Here is a 17,739-nt window from a genome sequence, read left to right on the forward strand (position 1 = left end):
AGGCATGTGGCACTCAGTCTTCCATGCGAGTTGAAATACGAGACAAAGCCTCACGAGTTGCGAATTCGGTTGCGTCGAAATCACTGATCGCCTCGGCTTGCCCCGAGCCCAATGTTGCGCAGGCATCAGAGTATTCCAAGACCACCCACCTCATCTTCTCGACGTAATGTCCGATTGTGCTTCGGAGTTTCTGCGTCCCCATGTTCGAGCCGGAAGGCATGTCGTGCGCGACCTGCGCACCATTAGGGAAAGAAAGGAATCGAGCACCAATCGATGCGAAAGAGTCCGCGTCATGCCAATCCTTCTTCGCACTGACCCCCACAGCCTCGCGATCAAACTCAATCCTGTCCGCCATAAACTCCCCTAAGTCCCTTAAGCCATGTGCGTCCTTGCCACCGATAATAGTCAGTGCCACTCATCACCTCGATGTTGAGACGAGCCGCGAACCGCTCGCCCTCACCTTGGTGGTCATGTGGCGTGAGCCTTGCGCAGTTGCGAACGTCCGAGTAATGCGAGTGCGATCCCGATCGTCGAGAAAAGTAGTGACGCTACTCCCGCTATGAGTGGAAGGCTCAGCGAAGTGCTAACTTTCAGCGGAGTTTCGAATAGTACTTGTTCGAAATTGTCATTCAGGCCCGAAACCACGAGCGTGTGTGAGCCTGCAGGCAGGTCGTGGGGTATCGTCACTTGGCCGTGGGCAACCCCGTCTTCGTCGACCGGGATCGTGCCCAGTGCGGTCGGGGCGGAGTGGACGACGATGGTGATGACACTGCCAGGGCGTGCACCTCTGAGATCGAGTTGAATGGTGTCGGCATTGCGGACGTCGATGCGTTGATGGGTTGCTCCTGGTTGAGCCGAGCCGTCCCCTGTCGGTGGTTGCAGTTCGCCTTTGACGGAGACCGACCTGGAGATCAAATTCTCGAAAAGCCTGATGATGCCCCTGAGACTAATCCGGGAGGGACGATCCGGCATGGTGCTGGAAACATTTGAGGCTCGGTCCGTCTGCGACCATGAGATGAGTTCGTTGGCCCAAGCCCTATGACCGCGGGCATTGGGGTGAGCCAGTTCCCTCAGCTGAAGTTTCCACGCCTGGTTCAGTACGTTGCCGATGTCAAGCTGGACGAAGTATGAATCCGAGTCGCAGATGGTGTGGCTCGGCTGGGGGAAGTCGAGTACCGAATCGGCGTAGACGATGGGATAGCCAGCAGAGGCGAGATTGTCGACCGCTGTCTCGAGCTGGCGGTTGAGAGTCATCAGGACGCTGCGGCCGTACGTCATTTCTTCTGTCGAGAAACCATAGTTCGATACAGGGGCATTCGAAGCGCATGTGCCTCTACCCGTTTGCCATAGCAAGTCCGGATAAGGCGACACGATAAGGGGCGCCACAGCGCCTCGCTTGGCGACCCACTCGGGAGTGTTCGCGGCTTCCACAACCTGCCGAAGAGTATCCTCCAGACTCTCTGACATCAGAGTGATCTCCGAAAGCTTGCGCCTTTGGGCTCCCACGTTTGACGCGCAGTCATTGACGAGGCAGCTCAACACAATGTCTGCGAAGCCGATGTCGTTGCCACCGATTGTCATGAAAACGATGCCCGGCGGCGTGGTCAGCGCACTCAGAGCCTGTACCTGGGGAAGTTCGGTGTCGTTCTGGTTCCTGTATCGTACGTCAGCGCTGGTGGCTCCTGAACAGGCAATAATGTCAGTGGTCTGCCCTCCCAGGACCGCCCCATAGGCCAAAGTGGAACGGTGACACTTGTTGTTCGTGATGTACGAGCCGGTGCCTTCACCGGAGGAGTAGGAATCTCCGAGAACGACGACCGGTCCGTGGAGATTCTTCAGCAGGGGGCCGACATCATTCATAGTCAAATCGTTTTCGGCGAAGTTGATCGTGCCTGTGGCCAGTGCGGTTCCCGCTTCGGGCGAGCCGACCGCGATTTTCCACGATGCTGCACCCCGGGCATTGGTGGCCGATGTGGCGATCCATTTCACCGTCACCGATCCACCTGCGGGGATAGCGGCAAGGGGGCGTTGAGGAGCTAAGACGGTGGTGAAGCTGCGTTGCGAGCCGCCCCGGTCCAGCGCAAGGATTGCTTTTGCGCCCACGACCGAAGCAGGGGAGGGGTTATGGATTGTGGCAATGATCTGCGCATTCGCGCCGGGCAGGATCATCGCTGGGGCGTTTACCTCTAATCTGAGGTCCTTCGGCTGGTACTTCTCGAGTTCCGTGATGAGTTTCTCGGCATCCTCCGCGTCGTGGTAGGTCGAACCCGTGGCATTCGCAATGCATTCAAGCTCCCCGCGCCCCTGTTCGGAGATGTCGAAACCAACAGTGGGAACGTGGAGCTTGAATCCTTCGGCACCAGCCTGTTGTGCAACCTCGCACGGGGGAACGCCACAGTTCGATTCTCCGTCAGAGACCAAGATGATCGTCGCAGCGGTGAAGCCCTCCCTCTTGAGGCTGTCGATGAGCGCGGAAAGGGCGGGTCCGGTCGGTGTCCCTCCGTTTGCGCTCAATGTGCGAATCGTCGCGTCCAGATCTGTCGGGTCAGGGGTTTGGGTGGGGCTGAGTCCGGGAATCCAGGTGCCGGGTTGACAGCCCTGGTTATCGGTCAGGGTCCCGGGATAGGTCCACAGTCCGAGTCTGGTTCGAGTGCCACTCTGCTCGCGCAGCATCGTGGTCATGCTCGTCTTTGCAGCGCTGAGTTTATTCACTCCATTGCTGTCGGTCTCGTTCATGGATCCAGACACGTCGAAGAGGATCGCCAGTGGCGCATCCTCAAAGGTTGTCGCCTCACTCGGAGTGTTTCCCGATTGAGGGGCCGCCAGGGTCGGCAGGATCGTAGCAGTCAGGCAGAAGGTGACGAATGTCGAAGTGATGAGGCTGCGCCATAACCGTCGCTGTCTCATCGGTTCGACGCTTCCAGGAGATCGATCTGGTCGGTTGTGCCTTTGATCAGGGCATTAGAGAGTACGGCACGCGTGTTCGTCGGGGAAGCCACTGCGACCTCGAGCCGGAGGGTCGAGCTGACATCGACATCGATTGTCGTGGGCGCACCGTAGGTGGCTTCAGCCTTTTGTACTTCGACGCCGTCGGCGAGCACCCGGACCGAAACGCGGGAATCTGCGGGATCGGTGTCGAGCACGCCGAGGACAGCGGTGAATCGACTGCCGTGGCTTCCGAGGATCCAAGCTGTGACGCGTTCTTCGCTGTTGCGACCCGAAGCACAGGCAAGGGCGTTGTCGTAGGACGTGCCGTTGACACTGCCTTTCGTGTTGGAACAGTCCCCGGATGAATTCGCATTCTTCAAGGTGCTTAGGAGGATCGAGGAGCCGACGTCTGCGACGGTGATGGTAAGGTCATCGGCCAGCGGAGCGCCGGGCTCTTGAGACAGCGCGATGACTGTTCCCGTCTTCGCTGATGGGTCGAACCTCCGTTCAATCTGGGGCTGGACGCCGAGAGCTAGGAGGGAATCCATCGCATCGGACTGCGTCTTGCCGAGCAGATCAGGCACTGTTGCTGCAGCAGAGATGCTGAGGTGCAGCGAACCGTCGAAGGCCGAACCGACAACGGGATCCTGTGCGACGACCAAGCCGGGAGTTCCTGCCCAGGGAACCTCTTCAGTGGTGATGGTATCCGGTGTGATGTTGAGGTCGGCTAGGGCCTGGGTAGCCTCATTGAGGCTCAGACCTCTTACGTCGGGTACGACTTTGGAGATGCTGTCCGAGATCATGGGAATCTCAATTACGGGCGGCATCGACTGGGCTCGGTCGGCCTGGATACGGTCGTGCACTAACCATCCGGCGACGCCTCCGGCGCCGAAGACTCCCAGCAGGAGAACCAATATTCCCGAGGCCGCGAGTAGGCGCCCCCTGGGGACGCTTGGCATCCCAGATGCGCGTTGCGCTTTTCCCAGTGTCGTCTCTGGAGCGTTCGGTGTGTTGTTGCCTGCGGGATCAGGGTTTGCAATCCGCGAGGCTCTGATCGTATGGCTCGTGTCTATCTGGAGCGGTTCGGCGGTGCTCTCCGCTCGGTGTGCAGACAGAGATTGTGACGACGGCTCAGGGACGTCGGTGCTGGTACCGGGATGCGACATTGTGAGTCCTGTGAACAATGTGTCGAAGGGCACGATCAGATTACAGGACCGTCTTTCGGAAAGGGCGAAGTTGGCATCGTCCACGGGAGATATTCGACGGTCGTGCGGGAGCACTTTCTCGTGACGATCGCGCCCACCATCACGCCTTCGACGAAGCGACGGAGCACAGCTTGAGCACTTACCCTCGAGGCCGAGACGATTCGTCGAAGCGTTCCACGGTTGGCACAACGACGTGCATGTCAAGACCAGCAGGTTTGGCGTATCGAGGGGAATCTTGCCTAACGACGGATTGTTGCGCCCCGGGTTTGATAGAGGCGGTGATAAGTGGGAAGAAGTCGCTGTTATGACTCAGAGGGAGTATCCGCTTGGGGACGCCCTTCACAGTGCTCGTCGACGCGTGAGGGGCTAAACCTTGTCTTCCATCGTGTCGACAAGGGCGAGAAGTTCGTCAACGAGCCCCGCGGTCCGCGTGGTGATCTCGGGGGCGTCAACGCTCGCGAGCTGCAGTTCTCTCCAGCGCCTCGTGAAATCCCTGGGGAGTGCTTCTAGTCGGCTCGTATGCTCGAGGAGGCGTTTCTCTCCGGGGTGATACCTGTGATTGAGAGCGAAGAGCATGTTGAAATAGGTCGCTTGAATGGAGGCGCGCCGGTGCGCGACCATCTCGTAGTCCCCTCGCTGATAAGCCATGGTCATCTGTGAAAGGAACGTTTCCAGGAGTTCGGGCGATTCTATGAGAATACGGCGGCGAGTGGCGGCGGGATAGGTCGAGACCCGCTCTTTGAGATCGCGGAGGCTCCCGTCATCGTCAACCGTGACGCATGTTGCGACCGTATAGAGGAAGCACGTTGTGAACCCATCGCTCATCAAGCCCGTCGTCGAGGCGATGTCGATCTGATGACGAAGCTCGGATAGATCGAGGTAGACGACTTCGACGTCGCGATGACCGATCGATAGGTGATCCTCGGGGCCGAATGCGTCTGAGGACGCGATGAAGCCCGAATCAGCGATATCGGCGAGGAGACGGGCACGTTCCTCACGCTGAGGGGGAGCGCCTTCAAAAAACGCATACATATCGGTATCCGACGCGGCATCCGCCATTCCGGACGCCCGCGAGCCTCCGATGGCAACCGCACGGATCCCAGGTACGCGCATGAGCGCGTCGGCGAGAGCCGTGTCGGCATCTGTGAAGTCCATGCGCACACTGTAGGCACAATCCGCCGCATCGGTCATGACCGATGCGGCGCCCGGATGCGATGTGCTTGGGCGGCATCAGAGGAAAGCGAGCACGGCACGACCGTCTTCGCAGCCGGGGCGAGAAGCGCCTTCGCGTGTCCTGGCACTCCAAGCAGAACCAGACCCCTCACGCCCTGGGCGAACTTACGCGCGCAGCTCAAGCACAAGCCCATAGGGTGGAGGAGGTTCATTGGATCCGGTGTGCGCTCGCACGCGGGCCCCAAGTAAGGAAGTGACATGTTCGAACGGTTCACCGACCGCGCCAGGCGGGTCGTCGTCCTCGCCCAAGATGAGGCGCGCGGCCTCAAACACAACTACATCGGGACCGAGCACCTCCTCCTCGGCCTCATCACCGAGGGAGAAGGAGTCGCCGCGAAAGCCCTCGAAATGACGGAGATCAAAGGCGACGCGGTCCGCACCTGCGTCATCGAGATTATCGGTGAGGGCGAGAAAGCAGTCGAGGGCCACATCCCCTTCACTCCACGGGCGAAGCGCGTCTTCGAACTTTCCTTGCGTGAAGCCCTCCAACTCGGCCACAACTACATCGGGACTGAGCACCTCCTCCTCGGCCTGCTCAAAGAGGGCGAGGGCGTTGCCGCCCAAGTTCTGACCAAACTCGGTGCCGACCTGACCCAAGTCCGTGAGACCGTCATCCAGCTCCTCTCGGGCTACCAGCGCGGCGAAGGTGAAGGCAGAGAATCCGTCGGCGCCGGAGTTGGCGGCACAGGCGGACCCGAACGTCAAAACTCGGCGATCCTCGAACAATTCGGTCGTAATCTCACCCAGGCTGCACGCGAAAACAAACTCGATCCCGTGATCGGGCGCCGAACCGAAATGGAACGCGTCATGCAAGTCCTTTCGCGCCGCACGAAGAACAATCCTGTCCTTATCGGCGAGCCCGGTGTCGGCAAGACCGCTGTCGTCGAGGGCCTCGCCCAGGCGATCGTGAACGGGGATGTTCCCGAGACGATCAAAGACAGGCAGATCTACAGCCTCGACATGGGCTCCCTCGTGGCGGGCTCGCGCTACCGTGGCGACTTCGAAGAACGCCTGAAGAAGGTCCTCAAAGAGATCCGCACGCGCGGAGACATCATCCTCTTCATCGACGAGATCCACACCCTCGTCGGTGCGGGTGCAGCAGAAGGTTCAATCGACGCCGCCCAAATGCTCAAACCCATGCTTGCCAGAGGTGAACTCCAGACCATCGGCGCGACAACGAATGACGAATACCGCAAGTACATCGAAAAGGACGCCGCCCTCGAGCGTCGTTTCCAACCGGTCAAAGTGGACGAACCCTCCGTCGAGGAAACCGTCGAAATCCTCAAGGGACTGCGCGACCGCTACGAAGCCCACCACAGGGTCATCATCACCGATCAGGCGATCACTGCGGCCGCCGAACTCGCCGACCGCTACATCTCCGACCGTTTCCTGCCGGACAAGGCCATCGACCTCGTCGACGAAGCGGGCGCCCGCCTGCGCATCCGCCGAATGACCGCCCCGCCGGAGTTGCGCGAACTCGACGAGAAGATCGCCGAAGTGCGTCGCAACAAGGAATCCGCGATCGACGATCAGGACTTTGAGAAAGCAGCGGCCCTGCGCGACGAGGAAACGAAACTCGGAGAGACCCGCAAAGCGAAGGAAGCGGCGTGGAAGGGGACCGAGTCCGATGAGATCGCTGAAGTCGGCGAAGAGGAAATCGCCGAGGTTCTCGCCATGTCGACGGGTATCCCCGTCTTCAAACTCACCCAGACCGAAACGACGAAGCTTCTCAACATGGAAGCTGAGCTGCACAAGCGCGTCATCGGTCAAGACGAGGCCGTCAAAGCCCTCTCCCAGTCGATCCGCCGCACCAGAAGCGGCCTGAAAGACCCGAATCGTCCCGGCGGCTCCTTCATCTTCGCGGGCCCGACCGGCGTCGGAAAGACGGAACTCGCGAAGGCTCTCGCAGAGTTCCTCTTCGGCGACGAGGACGCCCTCATCCAGCTCGACATGTCCGAGTTCTCAGAAAAGCACACCGCCTCACGCCTCTTCGGCGCTCCTCCCGGCTACGTGGGCTACGACGAGGGCGGCCAACTCACCGAAAAGGTCCGCCGCAAGCCCTTCTCGGTCGTCCTCTTCGACGAGGTCGAAAAGGCCCACCCGGATATCTTCAACTCCCTCCTCCAGATCCTCGAAGAGGGACGCCTCACCGACTCGCAGGGCCGAAAGGTCGACTTCAAGAACACCGTCATCATCATGACGACGAACCTCGGCACGCGCGACATCAACAAGGGAGTTCTCACGGGCTTCCAGTCGGCGGACAATCTGACGCACGACTACGCGCGGATGAAGTCGAAGGTCAACGAGGAACTCAAACAGCACTTCCGCCCCGAGTTCCTCAACCGAGTGGACGACACGATCGTCTTCCCGCCGCTGGGCAAGGACGAGATCAAGCAGATCGTCGACCTCATGATCGCGAGGCTCGCCAAGCGCATGGAGGCGCAGGACATGCGCCTGCAGCTCAGTGACGCAGCACGCGAACTCCTCGCCGATCTGGGCTTCGACCCGGTCCTGGGTGCGCGTCCCCTGCGTCGCGCGATCCAAAGAGAGATCGAAGACGCCCTCTCCGAGAGGATCCTCTTCGGCGAGATCCAACCCGGCCAGCTCGTCCTTGTCGGCGTCGAAGGCGAAGGCAAGGAACGGAAGTTCACTTTCAGCGCTCAGCAATGATGCGCATCCGCTGAGGGGGTGCTTTCTTCACCGAAGCACCCCCTCAGCGCTCACAACGGGCCGCACTGCACCACATCCACGACCACGAACATCCGAGAGGGCGGCGATGGACCCCGAACCCTCACAGGCGCGAAGCGTCCTCATCGTCGAGGACCAGATGCTCCTCCTCGACTCACTCGTCCGAACGATCAACGCACACGAATCCTTGCGCGTCGTCGGAGGCCTCACCTCCGCTCTCGACGCGGTTGAAGCCTGCCTGCGACTGCGCCCAGACCTCCTTCTCATGGATGTGTGCACCGACGGCGGAGCCTCGGGCCTCGCGGCCTGCAGGGAAGTCACCACCGCCGTGCCCGCCACCCGAGTCGTCCTCATGACCGCGATGCCTGACTTCTCCTTCCCCGAGCAGGCGCGCGCCGCCGGAGCCGCATCCTTCATCTACAAAGACGTGTCCTCCACGGAACTGACAGCGGTGCTCCTGTCAACAGCGGAGGGCTACTCCACCTATCCGGCGCGTTCAACAACGCCCTTCCTCGGCTACAACGAACTCTCCGACCGTGAGATTGCGGTCCTGCGAGAAACCTGCGCTGGACGCACACGCGCTGAGATTGCCGAAAAATTCGGACTATCCGAAAACACCATCAAGTCGAATATTTCCTCCATCCTGACAAAAACCGGATTCCGCTCCATCACCCGCCTCGCCCTCTACGCCATCTCCTCAGGATTCATCGTCGTCGATGGTGCAGACACTACAGACGAGGGCGCCGCCAAATACGAGGGCGGAGCCAGATATGCGGATGGGGCCGGATACACGGGCGGGGCCAGAAGCGCAGATGAGGGCAGATGCTTGGGCGGGGTCAGATGCGAGGACGAGGCCCAAGGCGAGGGCACGGCACCGTGAACACGCGCCACTGGGGCATGCTCGCCCTCGTCATCACTCTCAGCTTCGCGATCCCAATCCTGGTGATGTTCACTCCCGGGGCATTCGCTGAGAACACGACGGCGGACGATCCGTGCACCTGGGCGCGCACTCTTCTCCTCGCTCATACTCTCCTCGCACTCATCATCGTCGCGTGGACAATGAGCGCCTACTGGAGGATCACCGCCCCTCGCCCACGATCCCTCCTCATCACACAAGGGATTGTGCTCCTCGACTGGACGATCCTCGACATGCTCAGGCTCGACGCGAGTGCACAGCTTGAACTTGCCCTGCGTCTTGCCAGCTATGTGCCGATCCTGATGACCCTGATCGTCATGCTTGCCCTCGTTTTTGCCGTTCAGGAGACGAACCCGCTGAAGCGGCCACGATGGGAGAGGGGCGCTACTGGGGTCGGATCACTTCTCCACTTCGGCTCCCTCACCCCCGCTTTGACAGCCCTCGCCCTGGGCGTTGTCTCTTTGAGAGTCGTCACTCAGGGCGCTGTCGCTTTGGGCTCTGTTACTCAAGACCCTTTCGTCTCCTGGGCGGCTTCGACATGCGCCTCTTGTGAAATGACGCTCTTCGCCCTCGTCCTCGTCCTCGCCGCCGCTGAAGCGAGCATCCGCAGCGGAAAGATCCCCACCGCGCGCAACTACCGCACAGCCTTCACCCACTCCTGCCTTCCCGCCCAGATCCTCGACAAAAACAGGCGGGTCCTCGCCTCCACTCAAGGTGACAAAACCCGAAGACACCGCAGCACGAGGCTGAAGAACCTGGCACACATGCGCGCCTGTGAACACGAAATCCCCTCCGGCACACTCTTGTGGTACATCGACCGCTGCGAGATCGCCCAACTACAAGCCAGACTCGACCGCACACGCACGCGACTCATCCGCTCGCACGACGCCCTCGCCCGCCAACACGCAAACCCCGAAGTGCGCAAAGAACTCGCCCGCAGGACGAGTATCCTCAACGCCTTCGACGCAATCGCTGCCCCCATGATCGACAGGGTCCGCGTACTCGGCGAGGAACTCCCACAGGCCACGGCCACAAGAAGAGCCCGTATCTTGCGGATGATCAGCGTCGATCTCGCCTACATCAAATACGTTGGACCCCTGCTGCTCGGAACTGTTCAGGCTGAGGACACACGCCACGGGAGCCGACTGCCGGACGTGGAAAAAGCCCTGACACGAATGTGCGAGAACCTATCCGCCGACACCCACCTGTGCGCCCTCGTCCCCCTCGGTCGCTGGGACATCGGATGGGTGCGCAGCGAAGTCGCGCTCGCGGGAATGGACTTCGCACATCGGGTCTTGTGGTGCTGCGCCGAAAGGGACGGGGCGGAGATCCTCATCCGAGTGGGCATCGACGAGGGCGGCCTTGACTTCCTCGTCATGCTCGAAACCGAAGGGCCCATGCCCCTCGAATGCCTGGAGGACATTACAGGAGCATTCCCCTCGGCTGCGATCACCATCGAGGACGACAGGGTCCGCATCCGATTACGAGTCGGCGAAGACGACGAACCGAATATCGGTGCGGCGCGCCTCGCCCAGGAGGACGGATGCTGAGCCTCAACGCAATTGGGCACAGCTGGTGGATACTCCTCGAACTCGTCACACTGGCATGCGCCCTCATGTCAATGTTCAGCGTCCTTGCCACTGGCTTAAGGGAGAAGGGGCTCGCCCTCGTAACTCCGCTGGTCCTCCTCCTCGTCGACTGCTCCCTCACGCTCACAATCGCCTGGGGGCACGGCGCTGTTATCAGGGGCAGTGGTGATGCGGGTGCACAGTACATGCGCCTGCTCGGACTGAGTGCCGTCATTCCCCTCCTCCTCGATCTTGGAGTTGTGGTCTTGGCGAGGAAGCGGCGGGCGCGCGGAAGTGTCGGCGCAGGCGCGAAGAAGGCGTGTGGCAGGGAATTTGTGCCGCCTCATGGGTGCGCGGAAACCGGTGTGAAGGAAAAGCGCGGCAGGGGCCTTGGACCGTGGGAGATGAGTCGGCGGGCGCGTGGACGCGCAGGGCGTGAAACGAAAGACGAGCCTGCGCAACTCAGACGCATTCTCACCCCTGCCGCTTTGGTGGGCAACCCCCGAGGAACCGGCGAAAAAACCGGAGTGGACGCGCTCCTTTTCCTGGGAGCTTTCGCAACAATCGGGTGGGGCGAAGACCTGGCAAGCGGAACACCCATGCCCGGCCAAGAGACGCTGGTGAGGACACTCATCTTAGGGGGAAGCGGAGTCCTCGCAGCCTTGTCGATCCTCCTTTTCGCTTCTTCCATCATCTCCTTGAAAGCGCCGGGCCCACTCACCTTCAAACGCGCCTTCGAGGAGTTCCCGGGCCTTCTCGCACTGGGCGGAGTGAAGGGCCCTGTGACAATGACGAACGCTCCCATGCACCATCTCCTCAACGCCTTGGGGCTCAATGCAGCTCAGCCACTGAATCAGATCTGGCAGGCCCTCTGCGTGCGCGCCGAGGAGGACGAACTCAACGCGATCATGCATCGCAGCCTCGAAGGAACACCCCATCACCTCTTCATCCGAATGGGTGAATCCGTCTGGCAGCTGCGCTACAAGGAAAACGACGACGCTCCGGAGTCGATGCGCCTTCAACTCTGGGGGGAGGACCTCAGCGAGGACTACGCTCTCGCTCGTCAACTCGTCGATGAGAATGCCGTATTGGAGGAGGCGACTCGAGGACTCAGGGAGTCAATCGAGGAAGCGGGCGCCCTCGTCGCTCAACAGGACATTGTGGGGACGCGTCTGCGTCTTCATGATGTCCTCGCACAGCGCCTCACTTTCGTCCGCCACTTCCTCGCCGAAGGAGTGGGGGAGGTTCAACGCACCCGCGCCTTGTCCCAGATGCTCACGAGTCTTGGTGAGGATTTGCGTGCCGACACCTCAACGCCGACGGCTGCGCGACTCGGGATGATCGTGTCGGGCTGTGCACTCATGGGAACCCGGTGCGAAGTATCTGGGCCCTTCCCTGAGGACGAGGACGTCGCCTCCGTCCTTATGTCAGTTCTTTCCCAGGCAGTGGTCAATGCCGTCCTCCACGCCGAGGCAGAGCACATCACCGTGCGTTTTTCCCAGTCGCAGTCCGCGTGGACGATGACGATCGCTAATCCCATTACGGATGCGGTTGATGTTGTTGAGAAAACCGGGCTGGCGGGGATGCGCACACGCGTTGAAGCTTTCGGCGGATGGATGAGGGTTCACGCCGACACGTCCTTTGTTGTGCGCGTCTGCATCCCCCGCCCCCTTCTCTAGTTGCGCCTGCACAGCCTTAAGAGCAAAGAGGACAACAGCAGGGGGAGTAGCTCGCCTGGGGTCTCATGCGGAAAAACCGGCTCGCCGGGACCACAAGAGAGGGGAGGGGTCTGAAGCGGGGGCAGGTATGGAGGAGCGGTAAGCGGAGCAGGCCCCACCCGGCGGGAAGCCGCCAGGTGGGGCCTGCTGAAGGAGAGCTGAATGAGCCTCAGAATTGCTGGTTCGGGGGTGTCTGCTGCGGGAACTGGCCCGGCTGTCCGTTCATCGGGAACCCCGTTTGATCAGGTGAACCCTGCGGGTATTGCCCCTGTGCAGGCGCGCCTTGAGGGTATCCGGGCTGAGCAGGGTATCCGCCTTGAGCGGGATACGCACCAGGCTGCGCGGGGTAGCCTCCTTGAGCGGGATACGCACCCTGAGCGGGATAGGCGCCGGGTTGCGGAGCTGGGAACCCTTGGCCGGGCGCACCCTGAGGATAACCGGGCTGGGCAGGGTAACCAGGCTGTGCCGGGAAGGCGGGCTGTGCCGCGTAGCCTCCTTGAGCGGGGAATCCGGGCTGAGCGGGATAGCCGCCTTGGACCGGATAAGCACCGGGCATCTGAGCGGGCATGACCCCCGGCATCTGACCCATCATGGGCATGCCCTTGAGCTGCTGAACGAGAGTGACGACTTCAACGCACCTGTTGAAGGTCTCAATCGCCGCAGGCATTCGACCCTCAACACTGCTCGAGTGCCAGCGAACCTCGTGAACGAAAGGATCAGAAAGAGTAAAAGCCAACTCGAAAGAACGGACCTCGCGGGGGAAGCCGTTCTCATCATGCGCTGAAGAGCCGATCTCGACCACGCCCGCCATACCCGTCGAAGCGACGAGGTTCTGCAAGGCTGTTGCATCGAAAACCGCACTCCCCATGGTGACACCCGTACCAGAAGCCACGCCCACTCCAACACCAACCCCGCTCACAGTTTCAGTGCCTGGAGTCGAGTCGAAGCGGTCAGGGATCCCGTCCTCGTCGGCATCATCGGAGAAGACATCGAAGGCTGGCACAATACGAACAGACACGAGCGAATACACGGGGAAGACCGTGGGATTTCCCTCCGACCAGTCTCGTCCGAAACCGAAAACGAAAAGGCCCTGGCGCGTGTCAACCTGTAGGAGAGAATCGACGCCGACGACCCTATCGGGGGAGAAGGTGGCGAAGACCGCCTTATTCGCTTCGCGGGCTCCGAGGTGAGTTTTCACGTCCTCCACTGTCTTCGAGGACCATCCCGAGGAGAACCCCGAGACTTTCTTCTTGCACGAACCGCACAAGTACCCTTCGGAGAGTTTGAGTTTGGTGAGCATTCCAGCCTTATCACCGCACAGTTCGCACGTCTTTGTGCTGAACAGTCCCATGCCTGCCTCCTTGGCTCATCGTTTTTTCCTATTGAATGATGCGCCGCCCCCAGCGCGCTTCGCCTCGCAGACGCGAGGGGCGAGCCTGATTCCGGGCTCAGAACTTGCCGCCCCCGCCTCCATGAGTGGCACCACTCGACGAGGTGTGAGTAGAAGAAGAACCCCCGGAAGACGAAGGTTCGGGGCGTTTGGTCCGTGAAACGTTCGTCGTAATGAAAACGTCGTCTCCGCCGGTGACGGCGAAACCCCTATCCGAGACGTAGGAATGAGCCGTGGGCTCAAGCCCCTCGTTCGTCATCTTCGACACGAAGAGCGCTTTGACTACTGCCCGGCTCGCCAGAACACCTCCGCCGACACCGACGACCAGTGCCCCCGCCGAGTGCAAAAGCCAATCCTTCAGAGTCTTCGGAGGGGAAGTGATCGGATGCCCCTCTTCAGCGGCCTTCATGTAGCGTTCCGTTTGCTCGACGAAGCTCTTCGCCGCGCCCTCCCAATCGTCCTCGGAAAGATCGCGCTTAAGGACCGTGCCGAGTGCTTCAATGCCTTGATCGGTGAAAGTCTGAATGGAATCACCTCGCGTCGAAACCCACCAGTCGCGTGTAGAAGGAGAGACGAGGAGGAGAACCCCGGAGCGATCAGTCCCCAAGCCGTAACCGTTGTAATCGAAGTAATCGTCAGCCATTTCCATCGGCGACTTACCGGACTCAAGGTTCGCGTAAAGGAGGACAATGTCTTGCCCGTAGCGTGAGGAGATCCGGGAGATTTCAGTTTCGAGGTTCTGCTCGAGGTCTGGGGAGATGTAGTTGACATCGTCAACGACATGACGGGTTGACGCCGTCGCCATCGGCGCCAGCATGATCGCTGCCATAAGGACGAGGGCGAAAAAGGCTCCGAGGCGGAGGCCGCGCGTGAGCATGGTCTGAGAGTACGGGTGTTGAGTGGTGCGGTGCATTGTCCTCCTCCTTTCAGTTCGCGAGCAGATACATGAGGTACCAGCCGATCACCGCGAACAAGGCGAGGAACGGCGTGAAGAAACCGATGTGCAAGGCGCGCAGCTTCTTTTGAGAAATGGGGAAGGAACCAACGACCTCGCCGGTTTGCCCATTGATCGCGAAAGGATACTGCTTGCCCTCATAGCCGATCACGATGAGCCAGACCGGCAGCAGCGCATACCAGACGGCATCACGTTGAACGAAGAGTTGCTCAGACTTTTGCTGGACGGAGGAATAACCGGTGACCGTCCCTCGTATGAGCTCCGACAGTGTCTTCTTCGCGCGATCATCAGCACGATCAATCGTCGCCTTCGCGTCGATGTCATAAGAAGAGGCAGCGTAGCCGGAGAGGTAAGGGGTGGCGAAGCTCTTGGAATCTACAAGGTTGAAGGGTTCAGCGCCCTCGGCGCGCGTGGGTTCGAGCTTCGTCGTTGCGCACACGGGAATGCCGCGGAATGTGGCGGAGGCGGAACGTGTCACCTCGTATACATCGGTCTCTGTGTAGTCGTATTCGGAATCGGACCAGGAGCGCGTATTCGTCGCCCTGTAGGTGATCGTCCCCGAGGCCGTGCCATCGTGATACCAGTAGGGGATGTATGCGCCTGTCGCCTCAGAAAGGGTATGGGTGTCGCGAAACTCCTTGGGAAGGAGAAATTTGCCCGTAGTCGCCCTTTCAAAAGCAGCGAGCATTCCCTTCTTGTCGAGGGCGAAGGGGATGATGAAGTCGGGGATCCGTGTTTCGCGGATGCGACTGGAAGCGACGAAGGTGTTATTGCAAAAACCGCAGCGCGTCGAGATCGTTGTCGGATCTGCGACGATCTCAGCGCCGCAGGAGTTGCAGACGAAGGTCGTCATGGAGGCGATCTCCGACTCGTCGATGTAAGTCGGCGAAGAGGACTTCCACTGCTCGCCCGCTTGTGCGCTGCCCGGCAAAGGTGTCGCAGGCCCTGAAGCGTCGGGGGTGCCCGCAGCGGCACCGGGCACGCTAACTCCTGGCACAGGGGAGGGGCCAGCTCCTGGCGCGGGGGAGAGCAACTGGGCATTGAACTGCTCGACCTCAGCGACCTCGAAGGTGGAGCCGCAATATTCGCAAGCCATTTTGGCTTTGGTGGGGCTGTATTCGATGGGAGCCGAGCATGATGGGCACTTGTACTGGATCTCGCTCACGATCCGTCCCCTTCTCATCCGAGGGCGCATTTGACGCCTGAAGAAACTGCGCCTCCAAGGGTGGCGCTGGATTACCACTGCCACCCTAAGGGGGAGCTACAAGAAAAGAGCAGACCCTCGGGGGTGGAACGAGGGTGGGGGAATCACCCTTTTGGGTGTTCTGTATCGCCGTGTCCTTTGGGATGATGGTGGACACGATGTGAGCACTGTCGGTGCTCGCCACGCCTTCGACCAGCAGATGGAGGGGTTCTTTGTGGGACTGATTCAGATGATTACGGGCTCCGGGGTCGCCCAGGCAGCCGGCGGTGCCATCGGGAGCTCGCTTGGTGACCAGTGGCAGGATGCATTCGAAGCCAATGACATGGGTGAGGGCATTGTCTTTACCAAAGGCGTGAAACTGCGCGCCGGAGACGAACGGAACAAGAACCGCAAGGGCACAGACGACCTCGTCACTCAAGGCTCGCGCATCCACGTCTACGATGCTCAAGCTATGATGGTTACCGACGGCGGACGAATCACGGACTTCACCGCCGTGCCCGGCGTCTACACCCTTGATAACACGGGTCAGCCGACGATCTTCACCGGTGATCTCAAGGGGAGCCTCCTCGACACCTGGGAACGCTTCAAGTTCGGTGGGACCAGCCCCCAGAAGCAGCAGATCTTCTACGTCAACCTCCAGGAGATCAAGGGCATCAAGTTCGGAACCCCGAGCGCCCTCAACTACTTCGACACCTTCTACAACGCCGAGCTCTTCTTGCGCTGCCACGGCACTTTCTCCATCAGGATCACCGATCCGATCCTCTTCTACCAGCAGGTCATCCCCCGTGATGCCGTGCGCGTGCACTTCGACGAAGTCAAAGAACAGTACATGTCGGAGTTCCTTGAGGCCCTTCAAACCTCGATCAACCAGATGAGCGTTGACGGCATCCGCATCTCCCAGGTCGCCTCGAAGATGCGCGAGTTGTCGAAGTACATGCGTGACACTCTCGACGAGGATTGGCTGCGCGGACGCGGCATGGAGATCCAGTCCGTCGGTATCGCCTCGATCTCCTACGATGACGAATCCCGCAAGCTCATCGACATGCGGAACCAGGGCGCGATGCTCTCCGATCCTTCGGTTCGTGAAGGCTACGTCCAAGGTGCGGTTGCTCGCGGTATGGAGGCTGCAGGCTCGAACGAGGCCGGCGCGGGCATGGCCTTCATGGGTATGGGCATGGGAATGTCCGCATCCGGCAACTTCATGGGAGCCGCATCGCAGTCGAATCAGGCGCAGATGCAGCAGCAGTGGCAGCAACAACAGCAGATGCCGCCCCAGGGGTGGGGCCAGCCTCAGCAGGGGTGGGGCCAGCCCCAACAGCAGATGCCTCCCCAGGGCTGGGGTCAGCCCCAGCAGGCTTGGGGGCAGCCTCAGGGTTGGGGCCAGGCGCAGCAGGCTCAGCAGGGATGGGGTCAGGGTCCTCAGGGGCAGGCTCCCCAAGCTCAGCCTCAGCAAGGATGGGGCCAGCCCCAACAGCAGATGCCTGCGCAGGGCCAGCCTCAGCAGGGATGGGGCCAGCCCCAACAGCAGATGCCTGCGCAGGGCCAGCCTCAGCAGGGGTGGGGTCAGCCCCAGCAGGCGTGGGGCCAGGCGCAACAGCAAATGCCTGCGCAGGGCCAGCCCCAGCAGGGATGGGGCCAGCCGCAGCAGCAGGTGCCACCCCAGGGCCAGCCGCAGGGGTGGGGACAGGCGCAACAGCAGATGCCGACCCAAGGGCAGCCTCAGCAAGGGCAAGCAGTTCCTGAGCAGCCCCAAGTGAACACTCAGGTTCCGCCGGAGAACACGCCTCCCACGAACGGAGCTCCAGAGAGCCAGCAGTAAAAGGCCTTTAGCTCAGAGACCTTCGATGGCGGCGCGCCCCGATTCCGGGGCGCGCCGCTCCTTGTGTGGGGGGGGGTTGTCACGCCCCCGTCCCCCAAACACCACACCCCCCCCC

12 protein-coding genes are annotated in these 17,739 nt (G+C 60.9%); 5 read left to right on the top strand and 7 right to left on the bottom strand.

Annotated features, from left to right (window positions below):
• Positions 1–13: 13 nt before the first annotated feature.
• The 4 genes from JFX23_RS03300 to JFX23_RS03315 all read right to left on the bottom strand — a co-directional run bounded on the left by JFX23_RS03300 (position 14) and on the right by JFX23_RS03315 (position 5,288).
• Positions 14–415, bottom strand: coding sequence for a hypothetical protein (locus JFX23_RS03300; RefSeq protein WP_198775717.1), 402 nt, complete (start codon positions 413–415; stop codon positions 14–16).
• A 53-nt stretch (positions 416–468) separates the two neighbouring features.
• The gene (locus JFX23_RS03305; RefSeq protein WP_198775718.1) at positions 469–2,907 is read right to left on the bottom strand and encodes a GDSL-type esterase/lipase family protein; all 2,439 of its coding nucleotides are present in this window, start codon (positions 2,905–2,907) and stop codon (positions 469–471) included.
• Positions 2,904–3,842, bottom strand: coding sequence for a PASTA domain-containing protein (locus JFX23_RS03310; protein ID WP_198775719.1), 939 nt, complete (start codon positions 3,840–3,842; stop codon positions 2,904–2,906). Before JFX23_RS03310 ends, JFX23_RS03305 begins: the two co-directional genes overlap by 4 nt.
• Before the next feature lie 657 nt (positions 3,843–4,499).
• Positions 4,500–5,288, bottom strand: coding sequence for a DUF4037 domain-containing protein (locus JFX23_RS03315; RefSeq protein ID WP_198775720.1), 789 nt, complete (start codon positions 5,286–5,288; stop codon positions 4,500–4,502).
• 276 nt (positions 5,289–5,564) lie between these two features.
• Here JFX23_RS03315 and JFX23_RS03320 point away from each other — a divergent pair, with 276 nt between their 5' ends.
• The 4 genes from JFX23_RS03320 (at position 5,565) to JFX23_RS03335 (ending at position 12,217) form a co-directional block, all read left to right on the top strand.
• The gene (locus JFX23_RS03320) at positions 5,565–8,036 is read left to right on the top strand and encodes an ATP-dependent Clp protease ATP-binding subunit (RefSeq protein ID WP_198775721.1); all 2,472 of its coding nucleotides are present in this window, start codon (positions 5,565–5,567) and stop codon (positions 8,034–8,036) included.
• Positions 8,037–8,142: 106 nt separating this feature from the next.
• The gene (locus JFX23_RS03325) at positions 8,143–8,934 is read left to right on the top strand and encodes a response regulator transcription factor (protein WP_198775722.1); all 792 of its coding nucleotides are present in this window, start codon (positions 8,143–8,145) and stop codon (positions 8,932–8,934) included.
• On the top strand, positions 8,931–10,520 hold the full coding sequence (locus tag JFX23_RS03330) for a hypothetical protein (RefSeq protein WP_198775723.1): 1,590 nt from the start codon (positions 8,931–8,933) through the stop codon (positions 10,518–10,520). Before JFX23_RS03325 ends, JFX23_RS03330 begins: the two co-directional genes overlap by 4 nt.
• A complete protein-coding gene (locus JFX23_RS03335; protein ID WP_198775724.1) occupies positions 10,514–12,217 on the top strand; it encodes a sensor histidine kinase in 1,704 nt (567 codons plus the stop codon). The genes JFX23_RS03330 and JFX23_RS03335 overlap by 7 nt, the downstream gene beginning before the upstream one ends.
• Before the next feature lie 208 nt (positions 12,218–12,425).
• Here JFX23_RS03335 and JFX23_RS09490 read toward each other — a convergent pair whose 3' ends face one another.
• The 3 genes from JFX23_RS09490 to JFX23_RS03350 form a co-directional block, all read right to left on the bottom strand.
• The gene (locus JFX23_RS09490) at positions 12,426–13,607 is read right to left on the bottom strand and encodes a DUF4428 domain-containing protein (RefSeq protein ID WP_198775725.1); all 1,182 of its coding nucleotides are present in this window, start codon (positions 13,605–13,607) and stop codon (positions 12,426–12,428) included.
• Between the two features lie 97 nt (positions 13,608–13,704).
• Entirely contained in the window at positions 13,705–14,559 is an 855-nt protein-coding gene (locus tag JFX23_RS03345) for a TPM domain-containing protein (protein WP_198775726.1), read from the bottom strand.
• 13 nt (positions 14,560–14,572) lie between these two features.
• The gene (locus JFX23_RS03350; protein WP_198775727.1) at positions 14,573–15,697 is read right to left on the bottom strand and encodes a TFIIB-type zinc ribbon-containing protein; all 1,125 of its coding nucleotides are present in this window, start codon (positions 15,695–15,697) and stop codon (positions 14,573–14,575) included.
• Between the two features lie 268 nt (positions 15,698–15,965).
• Between JFX23_RS03350 and JFX23_RS03355 the strand changes: the two genes are divergently transcribed.
• Positions 15,966–17,624: an SPFH domain-containing protein gene (locus JFX23_RS03355; RefSeq protein WP_332874668.1), complete on the top strand. Its 1,659-nt coding sequence runs from the start codon at positions 15,966–15,968 to the stop codon at positions 17,622–17,624.
• Positions 17,625–17,739: the final 115 nt, after the last annotated feature.

The sequence above is a fragment of the Schaalia cardiffensis genome, from assembly GCF_016405145.1.
Taxonomy (GTDB): domain Bacteria; phylum Actinomycetota; class Actinomycetes; order Actinomycetales; family Actinomycetaceae; genus Pauljensenia; species Pauljensenia cardiffensis.